Origin of the sequence: Nonomuraea sp. SYSU D8015 (assembly GCF_008065375.1) — a bacterium.
GTDB lineage: Bacteria > Actinomycetota > Actinomycetes > Streptosporangiales > Streptosporangiaceae > Nonomuraea.
The window spans coordinates 74,936-92,914 of record NZ_VJYI01000002.1 but is presented as its reverse complement, the minus strand read 5'-3'; the positions used below and the strand labels follow the sequence as shown (position 1 = coordinate 92,914).

The following is a 17,979-nucleotide window of genomic DNA, read 5'->3' as shown; positions in this document are numbered from 1 at the left end:
GATCAGCCATAGCTCGTAGTGGACCAGCCACTCAGCAGTCCACCAAGATCGTCTTGGCAAGTAGCATGTCATGGCTCCACTGCCCTGGGTAGTACAGGCACAGTTCGTTCATGGGGTACACGTGAGGCAGCGCGTGGGCGCCGGGATGGAGAGCAAGCGGGGGAATCCACGACGGTGACGTGTGGTCTGCGGGCGTGCCGATAGACCACACGAACCGTGTAGATCCGGCTCGCCGGTGTCGGCTGTAGCTGGACGATGCACCTGAGCTCGGCGCGACGCACGGTGCCGCGTGCGCCGGGGAGCACGCTCACGATCGCGGCGAACTGTTGGGCGAGGCCAATCGTGCGGGTCGGCACGGTGGCCATGGAGGACGTGGTCACGGACGCGGGGTCCGACGGCTGTCGCTGTGAGCAAGCCCGTTGGAGCCATGTACTGCGCGCCGGCCTGCCGCTGTTCTAGCTGCCGCTCGCCATGCGCTGGAACGCCCGCATGATGGGGTCGGGCGCGAAGCTCTCCGACATGCGCTTGGCCATGATGTCCAGGCCCTTGGTCTCCATGCGGACGAGGTCGGAGAGCACGGAAGAGATGTCGCGGTGCCAGCTGAAGAAGGCCTAACGCCGCTCGGGGTACTCGTTCCACTTGTCCGTGAAGTTCTCCTCCTCGTGCGCGGGGTTCGGCACCCACCACGTGCCCTTGCGGTTCTCGACGAAGGCCAACATGCGGCTCAGGACGTTGGAGGTGGCAGTGAAGAGGTCACGCTCGCTGTTGTAGGTCCGGGCGGCCAGCGTGGTGATCAAAATCGACGGGGGCCGGTTGTCAGGGTCTTTGGCGAAGCGCAGCATGCAGTGCCACTTGAGGACCTGGACGGTGCGCTGCGGCGCGGTGCGAATCTCCCACTCGGGGACGTCGGCCACGTTCACATGCCGCTTCATGGCAGCCTCGGCCAAGTAAGACTTCATCTCGCAGCGATGCTTGAACCACTCGACGTATCCGATCGGGTTGCTGTGCTGCCACCAGCGGTGCTCCCTGTCGGTGAGCAAAATCCCGGTAGGCGGGTGCTCGACGTCGGCGATGGTAGGCAGAACATCGAGGTGGAAGCCTTCGTCTGAGTAGTCAAGGGTCCAGCAACGTCGGCGTTCCTCGATGCTCTTCGCCCCGTTGTGCTTGCCGTGCAGCTTCTTCCAGCGCACGTACCTAAAGAGCTCGTTGCCGATTCGCGTCTTCGTCGAGGGCGTCGAGCACTGGAGGCGCTGGGCTTGGTCACCTGCCGAACCGGAGGCACACCGGAGAATGTCGGCGCAGGCCGATCGACTGGCCGCGGTGAGGCGGTGCGGATGATGACTCGCGTCGAGGCGCTGACCCGGTTGGCCGGCCGGGGCTTGGAGGTGATCTCGTAGCGGCTGGCCCACGTCACTGGACCGTCCCGGGCACAGCCTGGCGCTGTGGCGGCTGCGGGTGTCGCACGACCGTGGTGATCGCCTCGCCCGCGAACACTTTTCCGGCGGTCGGCGAAGGAGGTGTGACAGAAGGGCAGGATCGATGGAACCAAGGACCGAGAGGTGAGCGTGACGATGCCGGTTCAGGCCGTCGAGGACGCCGCGCTCATCCGGCGTTCGTGGCGGGAGCCGGAGCAGTTCGCCGCCGTGTTCGACCGCCACTACGACGGCATCCACGCCTACGCCGACCGGCGGCTGGGCCGGAGCCTGGCCGACGACGTCGCGGCGGAGACCTTCCTGATCGCTTTCGACAAGCGCGAGCAGTACGACGTGAGCCGGGCCGACGCGCGGCCGTGGTTGTTCGGGATCGCTTCCAACCTCATCGCCCGCCATCATCGGGCCGAGGTGCGCCAGTACCGGGCGCTGGCCAGGACCGGCGCCGAGGAGCCGGGCGAGGATCACGCCGACCGTGTGGCGTCCTCGCTGGACGCCGCCGCCCACCGCAAGCGGCTGGCGGCAGCGCTGGCCGGGCTTTCCGGTGCCGACCGTGACGTGCTCCTGCTCGTCGCTTGGGCCGAGCTCACATCGGAGGAGGCCGGCCGGGCGCTCGGCATTCCGGCCGGTACGGCCCGCTCGCGGCTGCATCGTGCCCGCAAGAGGATCCAGGCGGCCCTGGGGAGGAGCGATGATGAACGATCTTGAGACGCTGCGTGAGGCGTGGGGGCAGCCGGAACCACCGGTGGCTGAGGTACGGCACGCGGCACGGATGGCCTTGCTGGAGCGCGCGAGCGGGGGCTCTGCGGTTTCGGCTTCGGGCTCGACTTCGGCTTTGGCTCCGGCTTCGCTGGGGGATGTCCGGGGTCCCGCGGGCTTGTTGAGCCGGGCGGCCGTCGACCGGCGCCTCACTCCGGCGCGTGTCGCACGGCGCAAGTGGGCCGTACGGGCGCTCGCGGTGGCCGCAGTGGCCGTGGTCGTGACGGCGGGCCTGACGGCGGTCCAGCTCTACGACGGACCGACCCCGGCGGCCCATGCGCAGGTGGTCCTGGCCAGGGCGGCCGATGCGGCACAAGCGAGGTCCTTCGGGGAGCCGCGCCCGGATCAGTGGATCTACACCGAGACCCGCACCTGGTTCCACAAGGCCCACGACGGGGAGACAGTGACCGCGCGGACGCCGCTGGAGAGCGAGGCGGAGACCGCCTGGCGACGCGCCGACGGCGAGCTGGTAGCCCACGACCGCGACGGCAAGCTGGAGATCCACAACTTGGGCGGGAACACGCCCAAGGACTACGCCACGATCGCCGCCCTGCCCACCGATCCCGAGGCGCTGCTGGCGTTGTTCCGGGAGCGCACGGCCCGTCGCGAGGCGGTGGTGGAGCGGATACGCGAGAGGTTCGCCGGTCACGAGGCGGCCCCGAATCCGGTCAGTGGTGACGAGTTCATGTTCGGGCTGCTCCGCACCCTGCTCTCCGACAACCTGGTGCCGCCCGAGGTCGAGGCCACGGTCTTCCGCGCCATAGCGCTCCTGCCGGGGGTCACGGTGAACGAGGCGGCGACGGACCCGGAGGGGCGTCCGGCGCTGGCGGTCAGCTTGGAGGCACGCGGATGGCTGCGCTCGGAACTGTTCCTGGACCCGGAGACCTTCGCCTACCGCGGCACCAGAGAGACCGCCGTCCGCGACCACACGCTCCATAACGGGTTCTTCGTGTGGCGCGGCGGCGAATCGGCCTTCAGCCCCAGCCCCAGCCCGACCGGCGGCCGGCTGATCGAGGCGGGCGCCGTCTACCGCCAATCCACCCGGACCGCCATCGCCGTGGTGGACGAGCCCGGGCAACGCCCTTAGGTGGGGCCCGCCAGCCGGGCTGGCTAACAGGCAGGTGGGATGCATGCGGGGCGGGGGCATCTCCAGTGAGGTGCCGCGCTGAGGCGGACACCTGACTAGCTCATCCCGCCACGCTATGTATCACCCGGTCCGGACTCCGGGTGAGGGGTAGAGCCGGGACGGCGTCGAGTTAGGCGAGGCCGCGCCAGATCGTGGTGCCCTCCTGGTGGATGGCCACGAGCATCCTGGTACACGGCCAGGAATCCTCCTGGTGAGTGGCCAGCACTTCTGAAGGCCCATGGCCACCCTGCTCGAGCGGAACAACCCCAGGAGGAGCCTGGCCCTGGGCAGACGACAGCGTGCCATCGCCGATGTGAGCCAGATGCCGGGTTTGACGCCACAGTGATGCCTGGTGGCGATTGTGGGCGGGTTGGGGTCCTCGTGATCGAAAAGCGTCGTGATCGGTCGCTATCCTGTCGCCTCGCTTGTCGAGGAGGAGACGCATGAGTCCGGTCACGCCCGAGATGATCAACTACTACATACAGCTCCTGAAGGATCTGGAACGGGTGAAGGATGGCAGCACCAACGCGCTGTTCTGGATGGTGGTGCGAGGCCGTGAGGAGCCCCTCACGGTCGCCGATGTCGCTCGCCGACTGGGCGCTGACCCCAACACGGCGGGTCTCCGAACGGTGCTGGAACCGGCGGAACATGCCGTGTTGGAACAGAGCGACCACGGCGTGGTCGTGCTGGCGGCCGACGTCTATATCGACGGGCCCGACATATGGGCCCGTCTGACCGAGAAGGCGCAGGCGTGGGGCTTCTGGTATCTGATCAACGCTGCGAACAGGTTGTTCCACGCGGCCGATGGGCAGCTCGTCACCGAGGTGGACACCCTTTATCCCCAGGCTTCAGAGTGCTGGGGCCCAGATCCCCGTGCTCTGGATTCTTACCTGGGGGCCCTGCGCGCTCTTGCCGATCAGAAGCGGACAGACGACCAGGCCGGTGTGACACCCTCCGCTCCTTACCCTGAGTGGGAGACCGCGCTGGCGACCGTGGAAGCGATGACTGGCGTGCGCTTGGACGTCGACCGATTCGCCCGGGGACAACAGTGGGTCCGCCCTCTCGGAGGCCGGTTGGATGTGATCTCCACAGAGTAGTGGTCGGGGGGAGCGCTCAGCCCGGGCGAGGTCGGGCAGGAGAGTGTTGACCGTCGGATTTCTCCTGGCCGTCTACCAGGAACCAGGTGGCCACCTACCTGGACCGACATGGCCGCCAGCCGGGATTTTCTCATGACCGCTTACACTCGGTGGATCACACGAGACGTGAACGGTTCGCTGGTCCTCGTCGATGTGGGTTTGATGCAGCGAATCGAGGTCGCTGAGCTGCAACCGGGAAAGCCGCGGAGCTTCGCTTGGGTGGTTGTGCAGGCACGATGAAGGGCCGTGATGGCCGTGTCCGGCGTGTTCTGGTTGCGGGGTGAGGCCATGCGCTGTCAGGGCCATCAGGGTTCCAAGACGTGAGGCCTTCGTTCGTCGACTCTTCGCCACCGGTAGCGTTCAGCCCTCACCGCTGCTTTAGCACGACGGCAACATGGTCGGGCGGCAGGCACTTCGATCGCGGTCTGTCGCTATCGCTGCGGTCTAGCCCATAAGAGGAGCTTGATCGTTATACGTAGCTGCCCACCTGTCACGTCAGTGGGAAGAGGCCCGTCGCCACCGGAAACGCGGTGCCTGGCCTCTCGCGTTGTGTCATGCCGTCCACAGGGTTCACCGGGCATCTACGGCTGATCGTTCCCAAGGTGTTCCCATTGGATCAAGAGCTTGGGAGAGTCCCATCCAGGCCTACGCATGGCCGCTGGAGCTCCGGTTACTCCCACGGGCGTGGGACGGGGCCGTCCAGGCCGGCTTCTCCGGAAGGACACTTCGGTTCTCGCAATGGCAGAGCTATGCGGCCGGCCTCCAGTGGCCGGAGAGCCGCGGAGTCAGGTCAACCTTTCGGACCCGTGTCAGCGATGCCGGCGATGAAGGCCCGCTGAAACAGGAAGAACAGGATCAGAGCTTGAGGCTTGCGGCCGTGCCCCCGCCGCGGGTTGTGAACTGGGTCGCCGTCGCGTCTCACCGCGGCGGCGGCCCGACCGAGTCCCGCCTGACCAGCGGGCACGGCATGAGATATCCCTGCTCCCTCTGCTCGGGGTCGTCCTGGATGAGCCCCAGCAGCCGGTGGAACGCCCACATCCCCATCTCGTAGTGGGGGAGGGCGACGGTCGTCAGCGCCGGGGACAGCTCGGGCGCGATCAGGTCCTGATCGTCGTACCCCACGACGGACAGGTCGTGGGGGATGCGCAGGCCGCGTTCGGCCGCGGCACGATAGCACCCCATCGCCATCCGGTCGTTGTAACAGAAGATCGCGGTCGGCCGTTCGTCGAGATCGAGAAGGCGGCTCGCCGCTCGGTAGCCTCCCGTTGTGGTGCCGTGCTCGGCTGCTACGAGCTCTGGGTCGGCGGGGATCCCCGCCGCGGCCAACGTTTCGTGGTAGCCGGCCAGGCGCCCGGATGCCGCCGGAACGTCCAGCGCTTCGGTGGCGAATCCGATCCGCCGGTGACCCGCGCGGAGGAGCTCGCCGACCGCCGCAGCCGCGCCGCCGCGTTCGTCGGGCACGACGTACGGCATGGAGCCGTCGGTGGGACAGGCGTCGAGCATGACGGTGCTCACGTCGCCCAGCATCTCGGGGATCTCGACGTGCCGGTGGTACATGGTGGCGTAGATGACACCGTCGACCCTCCGGTCGAGCAGCGCCCGAACGGCGTGGCGCTCGAGCGCGTGCTCTCCTCCGGTGTTCACCAGGAAGAGCAGGTAGCCGGCCTGCCAGGCCGCGTCCTGAGCTCCCTGGATCATCCGCCCGGCGAACGGGGTGGTCGCTATGTCGTCGCCGACGAAGCCGATCGTCTGAGTCCTACGTGTGCGAAGGCTGCGTGCGATCGGGTTGGAGGTGTAGCCGAGATCGCGGGCGGCGGCCAGGATCCGCTCCCGGGTCTCGGGGCCGACGCGCGCGCCCTCGACGTTGTTCAGGACCACGGACACCGTGGAGACGCCTACGCCCGCTCGGGCTGCGACGTCCTTGATCCGCGGCTTGCCCATGATTCTCCTTGAAGAAACGATTCATCAAATCGGTTCTTCATCCTTGCCCTGATGCAGATATTTGGCAAGAGTTCGTTTCCGACGCCTTACATGCCGCGAACCGGCTGCTCGGGACCTCGGAGCCGCCCGGCGCGTCCAGCGGCAGCGCCACCGCTGCCTGCTCCGGCTCAGGGGGTGGCGCGGAAGGTGTGGTCCGAGGTGTGGGCGACGAACTGCGAGGCGGTGGCGCTGTCGATCACCTTCGTGCCGTGCGTGCTCCCATCGAGCACCACGGCGTTCGCCGCGACGTTGCTGACCAGGCTGTTGTTGGACAGGTGGTTGTTGTGCCCCGAGGCGACCAGGATGATCGTGGGTTTGGCCCCGGAGGGGGTGATCTTGGCGGGAGGGACGTCATAGGCGAAGAGATTGCCGGTGACCATGTTGCCGTCACCGCGCAGGTGGATCACCCCGTACAGGTCGTCCTTGCCGTTGTCGTACGGCTGCATCGGCCCCCAGGGTTCGGGTTCCCTCCGGAAGTGGTTGCCGCTGATGAGGTTTTCCTTGTTGGCCCCGTCCGAGTCGAGCATTCCGGGGTAGAAGCCGTGCAGTCGGTTCCCGGTGATCGACGACCGGTTGGTGTTGCGGAGGTGGATCAAGCTCTTGCCGCGCGGGAAGATGTTGTTCCCGGCGATCAGCAGCCCCTGGTGCTGTTCGGCGAAGATCGAGTAGCCGATGTAGCCTGCGCCGACGTGGTTGTCGGTGACCTTCGACGCCTGCCCGGAGCCGATCAGCTCCACGCAGCTGCCGCATTCGGCGATGAAGTTGCCGTGCACGCTCAGCGCGTCCGCGTCGCGTATGACCAGCGCGCGCTCGAGATAGACGAACCCCATCCGTTCGATCCGGAAGGCGTCGTTGGCCGTGTCGACCCGGATCCCGACCTTGCCGTTGGCGTAGGAGTTCTGGTTCGGCGTGAAGGAGAGCCCGTCGAGGCAGAAGTTGTCGAAGACGACCGAGCTCAGCCGCGGCTCCCCGCTGCGGGAGACGAGGAAGGCCTCGCTTCTGCCGTCGGTGTTCTCGACCCGGATCCGGCTGCCGCCCGGCCAGATTTCGTGCCAGGCCGAGGTGTCCCCGGCGTTGTAGCGGATGCTGGAGGAGGCGAAGCCGTGCCCGTCACCCCTGATGGTGAGGTAGCTGACGTCGACCGTGACCCTCGTCTTGAGGGGGTAGTCGCCGGGAGGGATGTAGATCACCGCGCCGGGCTTCGACGACTGGTCGGGCTGGCGCTTCTTGATGTCTGCGATGATGTCGTTGATCAGCGCGCCGATGTCGGTGTAGCAGGTGATGGCCGGATTGGTGGAGTGGGTCCAGGCAGTGACGTCGTACACCGTGGGCGGCTTGTTGGCCTTGGCGGATGCGGCGGGCTGGCCAGACAGCACCGCTAAGCCGGCCGCCGCAGCGCCGACTGCCGGCACTCTGAGCAGCATGCGGCGGGCGATGCCGGAGTCTTTCTCGGTCATGCGTTCCTCCTGAGGGTTGGGGGTGCGATATCCGGGTTTGAGGGACAGGTGGAGTTCGCTGGGCTGAGGTGCGCGCCGTGCTCCGGCCCGGGAGCACGGCGTTACCTGCGGGCATGCCTGTCGGCGGTGCCGCGGTTGCCCAGGCACCGGTGACGAATCAGCCGGCTGTGTCGAAGGCCGTCCGAAGGTCTTTTGAGCAGGCGGGTGTCACATCGGGAGTGGCTGGGTGCTCTGCAAGCCGTGAGCCGGCTCGAGGCGTACGGGGATCGGGTCCGTGATCTCCCCGATGAAGCCGTCGTCGTCGGTGTGGCGGAAGGCGAGCATGACCCAGGCGCCCCCGCGATCCCGGGTGAGGCGGCCGCTGTAAAGGGACTCCTCGGTGAGTCGTCGCGCCTTGAGCGGGTCGTACGGTCCGAGCAGGTCGCCGGGTTCGAGCACCCAGACGCCCCCGCGTTCCCCGGTCAGGCGCCGTTCCTCCGCCAGCTCGGTGCGCAGACACGAGAACAGCAGCACGGGGCTGCCGTCGACGATCTCCACCTGAGGGACCTCCAGGTGGCCGAAGCCGGTGCCGGGTGCGCTGAGCGGGGGTTGCGCCTCCCAGGTGAGCAGGTCGTGGGAGCGGGCGTGGCCGATCACGCCGCGCTGGTCGGGGTCGCCGACCCGGGAGCGGGCGGTGATGAGCATGTGCCAGCCGTCCTCGCCGGGGTCGCGGAAGACCCAGGGGTCGCGCCATGCCTCGTCAGTCCACTGAGCGGTCTGGAGCTGCTCGTACCAGCGCGGATCGCTTTCCAGGATCGCCGCCGTGCCGTGCTTGTGCCAGGTGTGCAGATCGTCCGAGGTGGCCAGGCCGATGCGTTGTTTGAGGCCGCGCTCGGCGTGACTGGTGCCGGTGTAGAACATGTGCCAGGTGCCGTCGTCGGCCCGGACGATCGAGCCGGTCCAGGTGGTGTAGTCGTCGAAGGCGGGACCGGTGCTGGGGGCGAGGGCGTCCGGGAGTACGGTCCAGTCGGTGAGGTCGGCGGATACGGCGTGGCCGATCGAGACGTTCCAGTGGCGCTGGTCGGGGTCGCCGATCGCCTTGGGCGCCTTGAGGAAGTACAGATGGTAGGTCTCGCCGTCGTCGGCGAGCCAGAAGTCCCAGACCCAGTGGTCGTCGAGACGCAGCACGAAAAGCCTTTCCGGTGATGACGCCGGTACGCCTCAGACGGACGGTGCCGCGACCGAGGACCGGCGGATGAGGGGGCAGGGCAGAGTCCGCACAGGGACATCGCCCGCGTTCCGGGCGGGGTCGTCGATCAGCTCCATGAGGCGATCGACGGCCCAGGCGCCCATTTCGTAGTGGGGCAGTTGCAGCGTGGTGAGGCCGGGGTACAGGCCGTCGGCGATGTACTCCTGGTTGTCGAAGCCGACGACGGACACGTCCGCGGGGATGCGCAGCCCGAGTTCGGCGGCCGCGCGGTAGGCCCCCATGGCCATGCGGTCGTTGTAGCAGAAGATCGCGGTGGGCCGGGGAGTGCGCTCCAGCAGCCGGCGGCAGGCCAGGTAGCCGCCGGTGGTCTCGGACTCCTCCTGTACGACGAGTTCCGGGTCGTAGGCGATGCCCGCCTCCTCCAGCGCCTGGCGATAACCGCGCAGGCGGCCGTGGGTGGCGGGGACGTCGTCGCTGTTGAGGGCGAGTCCCACGCGCCGGTGGCCGTGGTCGAGCAGTTCCCGGGTGGCGTCGTACCCTCCCCGGACCTCGTCCGGGACCACGGCGGGTGGCCCGTCGCCTCCGGTCCTGCCGTCGGCCAGGACCAGCGGGAGACCGCGCAGCTCGGACGGGACCTCGACGATCCGGTGGTACATCGTGGCGTACAGCACCCCGTCGACCTGCTGCTGGTGCAGCGCCTCGATGCCGCGGGCCTCGACCGCCGCGTCGCCTCCGGTGTTGATGAGCGTCAACGCCCACCCCCGCCTCATCGCCGCCTCCTGGGCGCCGAGGATGAGCCGGCCGGCGTGCGGGGTGGTCGCTATGTGATCGCTGATCAGCCCGAGCATGTGGCTGCGCTGGGTGCGCAGGCCGCGGGCCAGCTTGTTGGGGGCATACCCCAGCCGCTCGGCCGTCTCGCGTACCCGTCGACGGGTGTCGTCGGGCAGCCGGGCGCCCTCGACGTCGTTGAGCGCGCGGGAGACGGTCGTGATGGACACGCCTGCCTCGCGCGCGACGTCACGGATGCTCGGCCGCCTGGTCACCGCGTCTCTCCTCTTCTCCATTGTCCCCTGGTGGATCCTTTGATGGCGTACCCGGCCGCATCATTCGTCCCAGAGGCCGTGCTCGGGCCAGCGGCGTGGCAGCCGCTCCTCGACCGGGGGGAGATCGGCGTGGGGGGCATGCGGGTGGAGCTGGTACCAGTACGCGACGCTGGAGAAGTCGTTGCCCTGGTCGTTGGCGTGACCATGCTCAATGGTGACGCGGATCGACTTGGTGAAGCGAACCGGGTCCTCGATATGGAAGCGGTACATACTCCACAGGCCGAAGTGCTCCTGCGGGCTGCTGGCCAGTGAGATCCCGTGATACGGCCCGGCGTACGCCCCGCTGGGGAATCCCCACGCGGCGCCGAAGTAGTCCTCGGTGCCGGTGCCGTGCAGGGACGGCGGCCATTGCTCGCCGTCGATGAAGATCATGTCGTCGCCCTCGCCCGGCCAGGTGAACTGCTGGTTGGAGGCGTCGAAGTTGTCGATGCTCAGCACGCAGCCGACGTAGTGCCCGGTGCCGGTGGCGTCCAGGATGACGTAGTTGTCGTCCCCGGTGAGGTTGACGCCCGGCAGTTCCCACGGCGGGGGGTTCTCCGCGCCGGCGGGGTGCACGACCTTCTGACAGGGCTTCTCCTGCCGGTAATAGGCGTGGAAGCGGCCCATGTCGTCGGGGATCGGCTCCTTGGTGAGCTCGTAGTCGACGTAGTAGAAGAAGTTCTCCACCGGCATGTCGCTCTCGTTGCGCAGCACGATCTTGGCGTGCGAGCCGAACGGCATGGGGAAGTAGCAGTTCATCGCGGCGGCGAACGGCCCCTTGGGGCCGCGGCGCGGGCCGAAGACCATGCTCAGCGGCAGCGACACGTAGTGCGTGCAGGTGGCGTGGCCGACGCCGAAGAAGTCGCCGAGCGGGCTGCGTACGCTGGGATTGTCCTCGCCGTCCCAGTACATCTCGATGACGAGCTTGCGCAGGTACTTCTCCGAGTAGCACCGGGTGGTCAGCCAGATGTGCTCGATGATCCCGCTGCCCTCGATGTCGGCGAGCACATGAGTCTCGCCGGGGGCGACGACGGCGAAGTCGCGGTTGCCGCCGGTGCGGTCCCAGCTGGACGATCGCAGCGATCGCCCGGCCTTGACGCGCGGAAGTCCGCCCAGCGGGCTGGTCGGCTGCCAGAACTGCATTTCTCGATTACCTTTCGCGAGGTGGTGGGTCAGCCCTTGACGGCGCCGAGGGTCATGCCCGCGACGATCCGCCGCTGGAGCAGCAGGGTGAACAGGACGACGGGGACCGAGTACAGCGTGGCCAGTGCGGTCATGGGCCCCCATTGCAGGCCGTACTGGGTCTGGAAGTTGGCGATGACGATCGGTGTCGTCTGCGCCCGCACCGCCGTGAGCAGCAGCGCGAACAGGAACTCGTTCCAGGACGCGAGGAACGCGAAGATCGCGGTCACCGCGATGCCGCCGCCGACGACCGGCACCACGATCCGCACCAGCGCCTGCAGCCGCGTGCAGCCGTCGACCACGGCCGCCTCCTCGAGACTGGGCGGTACGGCCTCGAAGAAGCTGGCCATCAGCCAGATCGACAGCGGCAGCGAGATCGTCGTGTGGGCCAGGGCAAGCGCGGTCGGCGTGTCGGTGATGCCCGCGGTGCTCATCAGGGTGACCAGCGGGACCCCGATGGCGACCGGTGGCACCATCCGGGTGACCAGGGCGAGCATGATGAAGATCCGCCCGCTCACGGTCCCGTAGCGGGTGATCCCGTATGCGGCCGGGACCGCGAGCAGGACCGACAGCACTGTGCTGATCACGGCGGTGGAGGTGCTGTTGATGAACGAGGGGATCACGCCGGGCGTGGCCAGGGCGGTGCCGTAGTTCTCCAGGCTCCAGGCCTTGGGCAGCACCGTCGGCGGCACGGCGATGGCGTCGGTGGGCAGCTTGAGCGAGGTCAGGATGAGGTACGCGAACGGGAACGCGTACAGCACCACGATGCTGGTCAGCAGCGCCCACAGCAGCGTGCGGGTGCTCGTGCGCGGGGTCATCGCTGCGCCCCCTTCCCCGGCCGCCAGATGGTGGCGACCGCGATCAGTGCCACGCCCAGCATCGCGATCAGATAGAGGGTGCCCATGGCGCTGGCCAGGCCTGGCTCGCCGAACCGCACCATCGTCCGGTAGATGAGCAGGCTGAGCGTCTCGGAGGCCGACTGGGGGCCGCCGTTGGTCTGGATGAGGATCACGTCGAAGGCCCGCGCCGCGTCGATGCCGCGTACGACGAGCGCGACGGCGATGACCGGCCGCAGCAGCGGCAGCGTCACCCGGGTGAGGGTGTGCCAGGGCCCGCTGCCGTCGAGGTGGGCGGCCTCCAGCACGTCGCCCGGGATGTTCTGCAGTCCGGCGAACAGCACCAGGGCCATGAACGAGGTGGTCAGCCAGATGTCCGGCAGCGCCACCGAGAACAGCACGATGTCCGGGTCGCTCAGCCAGCCGATCGCGTCGGGTCCGTCAATGATGCCGAGCCGGGTGAGCAGCTCGTTCACGATGCCGAAGTTGTCGATGAGCAGGAACCGCCACAGCAGGCCCGCGACGACCGGGGCGATCATCAGCGGGTACAGGAACAGGGTCCGAATCCACCTCGCCCGGCTGCCCAACGCGTTGAACAGCAGGGCCGCCGCCAGCCCGAGGGTGAACTCCAGTGTGACCACGAGCGCCGTGTACAGGGCGGTACGGCCGGCGGCGCCGAGAAACTCGGGCGAGGTCAGTGCCTGGCCGTAGTTGCCCAGTCCGGTGAACTCGCGCGTCCCGGCCAGCGGGGCGATGTCGTACAGGCTGTCCACGACCAGCTTGACCAGCGGCCAGCCGACGAACACCGCCAGGAACACCGCTGCCGGGGCCATCAACGCCAGGGCGAACCGGTTGTCAGTGAGCCCACGACCCCGCCGGTGCCGCCGGTGCCTGACGTGATCACCAGCCCGGACGTCGCCGCCGGAGGGTCGGGGATCGGCCCGGCCCACCGTGGGGTTCGGACTACTGGGCAAGGCTCTGCACCTTGTCCTTGGCGGCGGCCAGCAGGCCCGTGTAGTCGGCGTTCGGGTTGAGCGACTGCTGCAGCGTCGGGATCAGCACGGTGTCCACGATCTGCTGCCACTTGGCCGTCGCAGGGCGTGGCTTGGTGGCCGTCGCGTTGAGGGTCTCCAGCAGCGGCTTGAAGTGCTCGTAGCCGGGCTTGTCGGCGTACTGCTCGAAGGCCGACTTCCGCGCGGCCAGCCCGAGCGAGGACTCGATCGCCATCGCGTTGTTGTCGTAGGCGAACTTGACGAACTCGGTGGCCAGGTCGGCCTGCTTGGTGGCCTTGGGCACCGACAGGTACCAGGGGCCGGGGATGCCCGCCACGCCCGCCGCTCCGCCGATCATGGGCGCGGCCCCGACCTTGCCGTACACCGGGGAGTCCTTCGGGATGAGCGGGAAGGCGTGCGCCCAGAACCGCATCATCGCGGTCTTGCCCTGGTTGAACAGGTTCTGCGCGCCCGCCCAGTCGAGCTGCGCGGCGCCGGGCGGGCTCACCTTGAGCTTGTTGTTCAGGTCGCTGTAGAACGTCAGCGCCTTCAGGTGCTGCTCGTTGTCGATGATGACCTGGCCCGAAGCGTCCAGGACCACGCCCGGCGACCCGGCCTGCAGTATGTGCGCGAGCCATTCGGTCTCGACCGCGCCTTTGACGTCGGTGCCGTACAGCTTGCCGCCGCGGGTGAAGAACGCCGCCGCGTCGTTGAACTGCTCCCACGTCGTGGGCGGGACGAGCTCGTGGCCGTACTTCTTCTTGAAGGCGGCCTGCTCGTCGGCGTCCTCGAACAGGTCCTTGCGGTAGAAGAGGATCTCGGCGTTCGTCCACACCGGCATGCCGACGAACGTGCCGCCGACCTGCGCCTCGGTCACCAGGGCCGGGAACAGGTCGGCCTTGACGTCCGCGGTGAACAACTCGGTCAGGGGGCGTACGGCCCCGGCGAACGCGGTCAGCCAGATCGCGTCCAGCGCGGCCACGTCGAAGCTGAGGGTGCCGGAGGACAGCTCGCCGGACAGCCGGTTGAACAGGCCGTCGTACGGCAGCTCGATGAACGTCACCTTCGCGCCGGTCTTCGCGGTGAACGCCTCGGCGATCTTCGTCAGCTCCGCCTTGCCGCCCGCCTCGACCAGGACGCTGAGTGCCTTGGCGCCGCCCGCGCCCGATCCGCTCGTCGTCCCGCCGGCGCCGCACGCGGTGGCCAGTACCGCCAGGCCCGATGCACCCGTCCACTTCAACAGATCGCGTCGGGACAGCCCTGAGTTGTGAGGCATGGTGCCCTCTCCCATCAGCCTGGGGCTCATGCGGTGCACCCCGAACCGCTGCTGAGCAAAAACGTTTGCGCAAACGTAAGCCTGCATATCGAGGGAGGTCAAGAGGGCGCCGGAAACTTTGTCGTAATGCCCGTGGAACGAGCCTCCGCGCTTGCAGAATCGATTCAGCACATGTCACCATGTCGCCGACACGAGGGGAGGGCACATGACGTTCTTGGTGATCGGCGAGAGCATCGTCGACCTGATCGGCTCCCCCGACGCATCGCGGTTCAGCGCCGTCGCGGGAGGCAGCCCGCTCAACGTCGCGGTCGCCCTTGCCACGCTGGGGCAACCGGTCAGACTCGCCAGCGAGATCGGCGGCGACTTCTTCGGCGAACTGCTGCGGGGCCATCTCGGCAGGCACGGGGTCGGGCAAGGCGAGCTCGTCCCCGGTGCCGCAACCAGCCTGGCTTTCGCCAGGATCGGTGACGACGGGTCGGCGTCCTACGACTTCCGGTTCGACTGGCGCTTTTCCGGTCCGGTCTCGCTCGACGGCGTCACCTGCCTGCACACCGGATCGCTGGCCACGCTCGTCGGGCCCGGCGCCGCACATGTCCGGGAGGTGATGCGGGCCGCGGCCGACGCCGGGGTCATCGTCTCCTACGACCCCAATATCCGCCCCTCGCTCATCGGTGACCGGGCGTCTGCGCTCACGTTGGTCGAGGAGTGTGTACGGCTCTCGCGGCTGGTCAAGGTCAGCGCGGAGGACCTGGCCTGGCTGTATCCCGGCGAGCCGGACCTGGACGCGGCGAAGCGCTGGGCGGCGTGGCCGGGAGAGCGCCTGGTCGTGGTGACCCGGGGTGGCGACGGCGCGTCGGCGATCCTCGGCGGCTCGGTGATCAACTGCCCTGCTCCCGTCGTCGAGCTCGTCGACACCGTCGGCGCGGGCGACACCTTCACCGCCGCCTATCTCACGGTTCTCGGCGAGGGGGAGCTCACTGCGGAGCGGGTCAGCGACGCGTTGCGCTACGGATGCGCGGCTGCGGCCGTGGTGTGCACCCGGGAGGGCGCGGTGCCACCCAGTCCGCAGGAGATCGACGGCCTGCTTTCCTCAGTGCCGCCGACCCCGGTTTGACCATCCGCCCGGTCGCGCGACACGTACAGTGCGGTGGCGAGGGTGTTCATGCTCGGTCATCACAGCCCGAGCATGAACACCCTCGCCCTATCTCCGCAGCTACGCCTTGGGCTCAAGCATCCAGCCGGTGAAGGCGGACTTCATCGCCCGGACCTTGAGCGACTTGACCGTGACGGTGCCGTCGGCGAACAGGGCCAGGCCGAGCGAGTCGTCACGGGCGGGGTACACACGGGTGGTGATGGACTTGTGGCCCCCGGCGTAGGCCTCGAGCATGGATTTGTCGAGGAACACGTCCAGGGTGAGGACATCGCCCGCGAGAGTGACAGGGCCGCACTGGACGCCCAGGTCGGCGAACAGGCTGGAGACGGCGCCCGAGCGGGTCCGGTCGACGCAGAAGGTCTTGTCGTTCTTGTTGTAGGACAGGAGTGTCTCCTCCTCTCCCGCGGGGCTGCGCCTGACCTTGATTCCGTAGCGGCTCGCGGCGGAGGCCGACATCTCCAGCCGGATGTGGAGGGTGTCGCCGCGGACGTGGGACAGTTGCTGGTTGGCCGCGCTGAGGTCGTTCTGATTGGTGAGGATGACCAGCGGGGCGGTGGTGGTGTGGAGAGAGGCCATCTCGGGCAGCGGCTTGACGCCCAGGTCACCGTCGGGCCGGAGGCCGTTCTGGCGGGACTATCTGTGAATGCAGGCCGCCAGTACGCGGAAGCATTATCAAGATCCGGGATATGCGTGGGATGATGCCGCAGGCAAGGCCACGAGAGTTGTCACAGTTGCCGTGCGGTCTCAAGGTCTTCGGCCGCGGGGAGGCGCTGGCTGCGGGTACGGCAGGTGGTGGACTTCCGGACGGCGTCCACACCCCCTGGGGCGAAGGCGCGGACCTCGGTCGGCAGGTCGCCGGCGAAGTCCACGAGGTGGACCGGCGTGCCGGTCAGGCCGGCGACGAAGTCGGCCTCGGCACCGGGGCGGGCGGTGGCGATCACGCGGGCGCCGCGGGCGGCGGCGAGCTGCACGGCCAGCGCGCCCACCCCACCGGTGGCACCGGAGATCAGCACCGTCTCGCCGTCGGCCGGGGCGACGAAGTTGAGACTGTCCAGCGCCGCGGTGCCGGCCAGGCCCAGCGCGCCCGCCTCCTGAACGGACAGGCCGTCGGGGAGGGGGGCCACGCCGTAGCCGGCGGACACGGTGACGTGCTCGGCCAGCGAGCCGGTGCCCAGGAACGGCTTCATCACCACGCCGAAGACCGCCTGGCCGACCTCGAAACCGTCCACGCCCTCGCCCAGAGCCTCGACGGTGCCCGCGAAGTCCTTGCCCACCACCAACGGAAAGCGGTGCTCCATCATCCCCTGCAGGTAGCCGGCCGCGGTGGCGGCGTCGAAGCCGTTGATCGAGGAGACGGCCACCTTCACCAGTAGCTCACCGGCCTCAGGGCGGGGAGTGTCGACCTCGGTCACGGCCGGGGTCGCAGGGACGGAGTCCAGGGTCACTGCACGCATGGGTTGCACCCTTCGGGAATTGGAACGTCCTACCCGATTCCATGATGACAGCCTAACAACGAAACTGGGTAGCCTGTTCCACTTGTAGAATGGAAACATGACAGCCGCCGCAGACCCCGACTCCTCCCCGGACCGGCAGCCCGAAACGGGGCTGCGCGCCGACGCCGAACGCAACCGCGAGCGCATCCTGGCCGCCGCCCGCCGCCTGTACGCCAGCCACGGGCTCGGCGTCTCCATGGCCTGCATCGCCCGCGAAGCCGGCGTCGGCAAGGCCACCCTGTCGCGCCGCTTCGCCACCCCCGAAGAGCTCATCAACGCGGTCTTCGCCGACCGCATGGACGCCTACGCCGCCGCCACTGCCGAAGCCCTCGCCGACCCCGACCCCTGGCACGGCTTCACCGGCTACATCCACACGGTGTGCGCCATGCAGGCCGCCGACCGCGGCTTCGCCGACGTGCTGGCCATGACCTTCCCCGCCGCCAAGGCACTGGAAGCCCGCCGCACCGAGGCCTACAACGGATTCCTCGAACTCATCGCCCGCGCCCAGGCCACCGGCCACCTGCGCGCCGACTTCACCCCAGAAGACCTCGTCATCTTGCTGATGGCCAACGCCGGCGTCGTCGCCGCCACCCACGATGCCGCCCCTGACACCTGGCGCCGCCTGGTCGGCCAGATGCTGCGCGCCTACGCGGCCCCTGGCACCGACCCCCCACCTCTGGCGCAGGCTCCTGCACCCATCGCGCTGTATCGGGCCATGGCCCGCCTCACCCGCCCCGCCCCCGGCCCCGGTGGAGCGGCGGAGCGACCAGACGGCCGGTGACGTCGCCAAACGACCATGGTGAGTGTCTCGTGTCCATTCGCCGGACTCGAACGCGCGCGCCGGTCATCCCTTGACCCTGCCTCGTCATCGGCGCTCTGCGGGGTCGC

17 protein-coding genes are annotated in these 17,979 nt (G+C 68.4%); 5 read left to right on the top strand and 12 right to left on the bottom strand.

All coding sequences use genetic code 11. The features are described 5' to 3' along the window. Positions 1 to 455: 455 nt before the first annotated feature. Both ID574_RS61505 and ID574_RS09535 read right to left on the bottom strand, forming a co-directional pair. Positions 456 to 578, bottom strand: coding sequence for a hypothetical protein (locus ID574_RS61505; protein ID WP_262495966.1), 123 nt, complete (start codon positions 576 to 578; stop codon positions 456 to 458). A 33-nt stretch (positions 579 to 611) separates the two neighbouring features. Next, on the bottom strand, positions 612 to 1,409 hold the full coding sequence (locus ID574_RS09535) for a nucleotidyltransferase family protein (protein WP_188188467.1): 798 nt from the start codon (positions 1,407 to 1,409) through the stop codon (positions 612 to 614). Between the two features lie 150 nt (positions 1,410 to 1,559). Between ID574_RS09535 and ID574_RS09530 the strand changes: the two genes are divergently transcribed. The 3 genes from ID574_RS09530 (at position 1,560) to ID574_RS09520 (ending at position 4,412) form a co-directional block, all read left to right on the top strand. Continuing rightward, complete coding sequence (locus ID574_RS09530) at positions 1,560 to 2,138, top strand: RNA polymerase sigma factor (RefSeq protein ID WP_336245500.1); 579 nt, start codon at positions 1,560 to 1,562, stop codon at positions 2,136 to 2,138. Between the two features lie 169 nt (positions 2,139 to 2,307). After that, positions 2,308 to 3,276 carry a CU044_5270 family protein gene (locus ID574_RS09525; RefSeq protein WP_188188466.1) on the top strand — a complete coding sequence of 323 codons (969 nt, stop codon included), beginning with the start codon at positions 2,308 to 2,310 and terminating at the stop codon, positions 3,274 to 3,276. A 482-nt stretch (positions 3,277 to 3,758) separates the two neighbouring features. After that, a complete protein-coding gene (locus ID574_RS09520; protein ID WP_188188465.1) occupies positions 3,759 to 4,412 on the top strand; it encodes a hypothetical protein in 654 nt (217 codons plus the stop codon). Positions 4,413 to 5,369: 957 nt separating this feature from the next. Here the strand turns inward: ID574_RS09520 and ID574_RS09515 are convergent. The 8 genes from ID574_RS09515 to ID574_RS09480 form a co-directional block, all read right to left on the bottom strand. Then, positions 5,370 to 6,392 (bottom strand): LacI family DNA-binding transcriptional regulator, encoded by a 1,023-nt coding sequence (locus ID574_RS09515; protein WP_188188464.1) that lies wholly within the window; start codon positions 6,390 to 6,392, stop codon positions 5,370 to 5,372. Positions 6,393 to 6,559: 167 nt separating this feature from the next. Next, positions 6,560 to 7,888 carry a NosD domain-containing protein gene (locus tag ID574_RS09510; protein WP_188188463.1) on the bottom strand — a complete coding sequence of 443 codons (1,329 nt, stop codon included), beginning with the start codon at positions 7,886 to 7,888 and terminating at the stop codon, positions 6,560 to 6,562. A 207-nt stretch (positions 7,889 to 8,095) separates the two neighbouring features. Beyond that, entirely contained in the window at positions 8,096 to 9,055 is a 960-nt protein-coding gene (locus ID574_RS09505) for a glycoside hydrolase family protein (RefSeq protein ID WP_188188462.1), read from the bottom strand. A 33-nt stretch (positions 9,056 to 9,088) separates the two neighbouring features. Continuing rightward, the gene (locus tag ID574_RS09500; RefSeq protein ID WP_223166537.1) at positions 9,089 to 10,120 is read right to left on the bottom strand and encodes a LacI family DNA-binding transcriptional regulator; all 1,032 of its coding nucleotides are present in this window, start codon (positions 10,118 to 10,120) and stop codon (positions 9,089 to 9,091) included. A 60-nt stretch (positions 10,121 to 10,180) separates the two neighbouring features. Next, the gene (locus ID574_RS09495) at positions 10,181 to 11,302 is read right to left on the bottom strand and encodes a glycoside hydrolase family 172 protein (RefSeq protein WP_188188460.1); all 1,122 of its coding nucleotides are present in this window, start codon (positions 11,300 to 11,302) and stop codon (positions 10,181 to 10,183) included. Positions 11,303 to 11,331: 29 nt separating this feature from the next. After that, positions 11,332 to 12,159, bottom strand: a complete 828-nt coding sequence (locus ID574_RS09490) for a carbohydrate ABC transporter permease (protein WP_188188459.1) — start codon at positions 12,157 to 12,159, stop codon at positions 11,332 to 11,334. Further along, entirely contained in the window at positions 12,156 to 13,010 is an 855-nt protein-coding gene (locus ID574_RS09485) for a carbohydrate ABC transporter permease (RefSeq protein WP_188188458.1), read from the bottom strand. The genes ID574_RS09490 and ID574_RS09485 overlap by 4 nt, the downstream gene beginning before the upstream one ends. Before the next feature lie 130 nt (positions 13,011 to 13,140). Further along, on the bottom strand, positions 13,141 to 14,475 hold the full coding sequence (locus ID574_RS09480) for an ABC transporter substrate-binding protein (protein WP_223166536.1): 1,335 nt from the start codon (positions 14,473 to 14,475) through the stop codon (positions 13,141 to 13,143). 175 nt (positions 14,476 to 14,650) lie between these two features. Here ID574_RS09480 and ID574_RS09475 point away from each other — a divergent pair, with 175 nt between their 5' ends. Further along, positions 14,651 to 15,559, top strand: coding sequence for a carbohydrate kinase family protein (locus tag ID574_RS09475; RefSeq protein WP_188188457.1), 909 nt, complete (start codon positions 14,651 to 14,653; stop codon positions 15,557 to 15,559). Positions 15,560 to 15,658: 99 nt separating this feature from the next. On the opposite strand, the gene ID574_RS09470 is transcribed toward ID574_RS09475, so the two are convergent. Together ID574_RS09470 and ID574_RS09465 are read right to left on the bottom strand one after the other, a co-directional pair. Continuing rightward, positions 15,659 to 16,174 (bottom strand): glycoside hydrolase family 32 C-terminal domain-containing protein, encoded by a 516-nt coding sequence (locus ID574_RS09470; RefSeq protein WP_188188456.1) that lies wholly within the window; start codon positions 16,172 to 16,174, stop codon positions 15,659 to 15,661. A 149-nt stretch (positions 16,175 to 16,323) separates the two neighbouring features. Continuing rightward, complete coding sequence (locus ID574_RS09465) at positions 16,324 to 17,052, bottom strand: alcohol dehydrogenase catalytic domain-containing protein (protein WP_188188455.1); 729 nt, start codon at positions 17,050 to 17,052, stop codon at positions 16,324 to 16,326. Positions 17,053 to 17,149: 97 nt separating this feature from the next. On the opposite strand from ID574_RS09465, the gene ID574_RS09460 reads away from it, so the two are divergent. Continuing rightward, a complete protein-coding gene (locus ID574_RS09460) occupies positions 17,150 to 17,872 on the top strand; it encodes a TetR/AcrR family transcriptional regulator (RefSeq protein WP_188188454.1) in 723 nt (240 codons plus the stop codon). Positions 17,873 to 17,979 lie beyond the last annotated feature (107 nt).

Excerpts from the sequence above, each read along its gene's own strand:
- ID574_RS09520 (WP_188188465.1), top strand. The coding sequence starts at position 3,759 with ATGAGTCCGGTCACGCCCGAGATGATCAACTACTACATACAGCTCCTG.
- ID574_RS09515 (WP_188188464.1), bottom strand. The coding sequence starts at position 6,392 with ATGGGCAAGCCGCGGATCAAGGACGTCGCAGCCCGAGCGGGCGTAGGC.
- ID574_RS09510 (WP_188188463.1), bottom strand. The coding sequence starts at position 7,888 with ATGACCGAGAAAGACTCCGGCATCGCCCGCCGCATGCTGCTCAGAGTG.
- ID574_RS09495 (WP_188188460.1), bottom strand. The coding sequence starts at position 11,302 with ATGCAGTTCTGGCAGCCGACCAGCCCGCTGGGCGGACTTCCGCGCGTC.
- ID574_RS09490 (WP_188188459.1), bottom strand. The coding sequence starts at position 12,159 with ATGACCCCGCGCACGAGCACCCGCACGCTGCTGTGGGCGCTGCTGACC.
- ID574_RS09485 (WP_188188458.1), bottom strand. The coding sequence starts at position 13,010 with ATGGCCCCGGCAGCGGTGTTCCTGGCGGTGTTCGTCGGCTGGCCGCTG.
- ID574_RS09480 (WP_223166536.1), bottom strand. The coding sequence starts at position 14,475 with ATGAGCCCCAGGCTGATGGGAGAGGGCACCATGCCTCACAACTCAGGG.
- ID574_RS09475 (WP_188188457.1), top strand. The coding sequence starts at position 14,651 with ATGACGTTCTTGGTGATCGGCGAGAGCATCGTCGACCTGATCGGCTCC.
- ID574_RS09470 (WP_188188456.1), bottom strand. The coding sequence starts at position 16,174 with ATGGCCTCTCTCCACACCACCACCGCCCCGCTGGTCATCCTCACCAAT.
- ID574_RS09465 (WP_188188455.1), bottom strand. The coding sequence starts at position 17,052 with ATGCGTGCAGTGACCCTGGACTCCGTCCCTGCGACCCCGGCCGTGACC.
- ID574_RS09460 (WP_188188454.1), top strand. The coding sequence starts at position 17,150 with ATGACAGCCGCCGCAGACCCCGACTCCTCCCCGGACCGGCAGCCCGAA.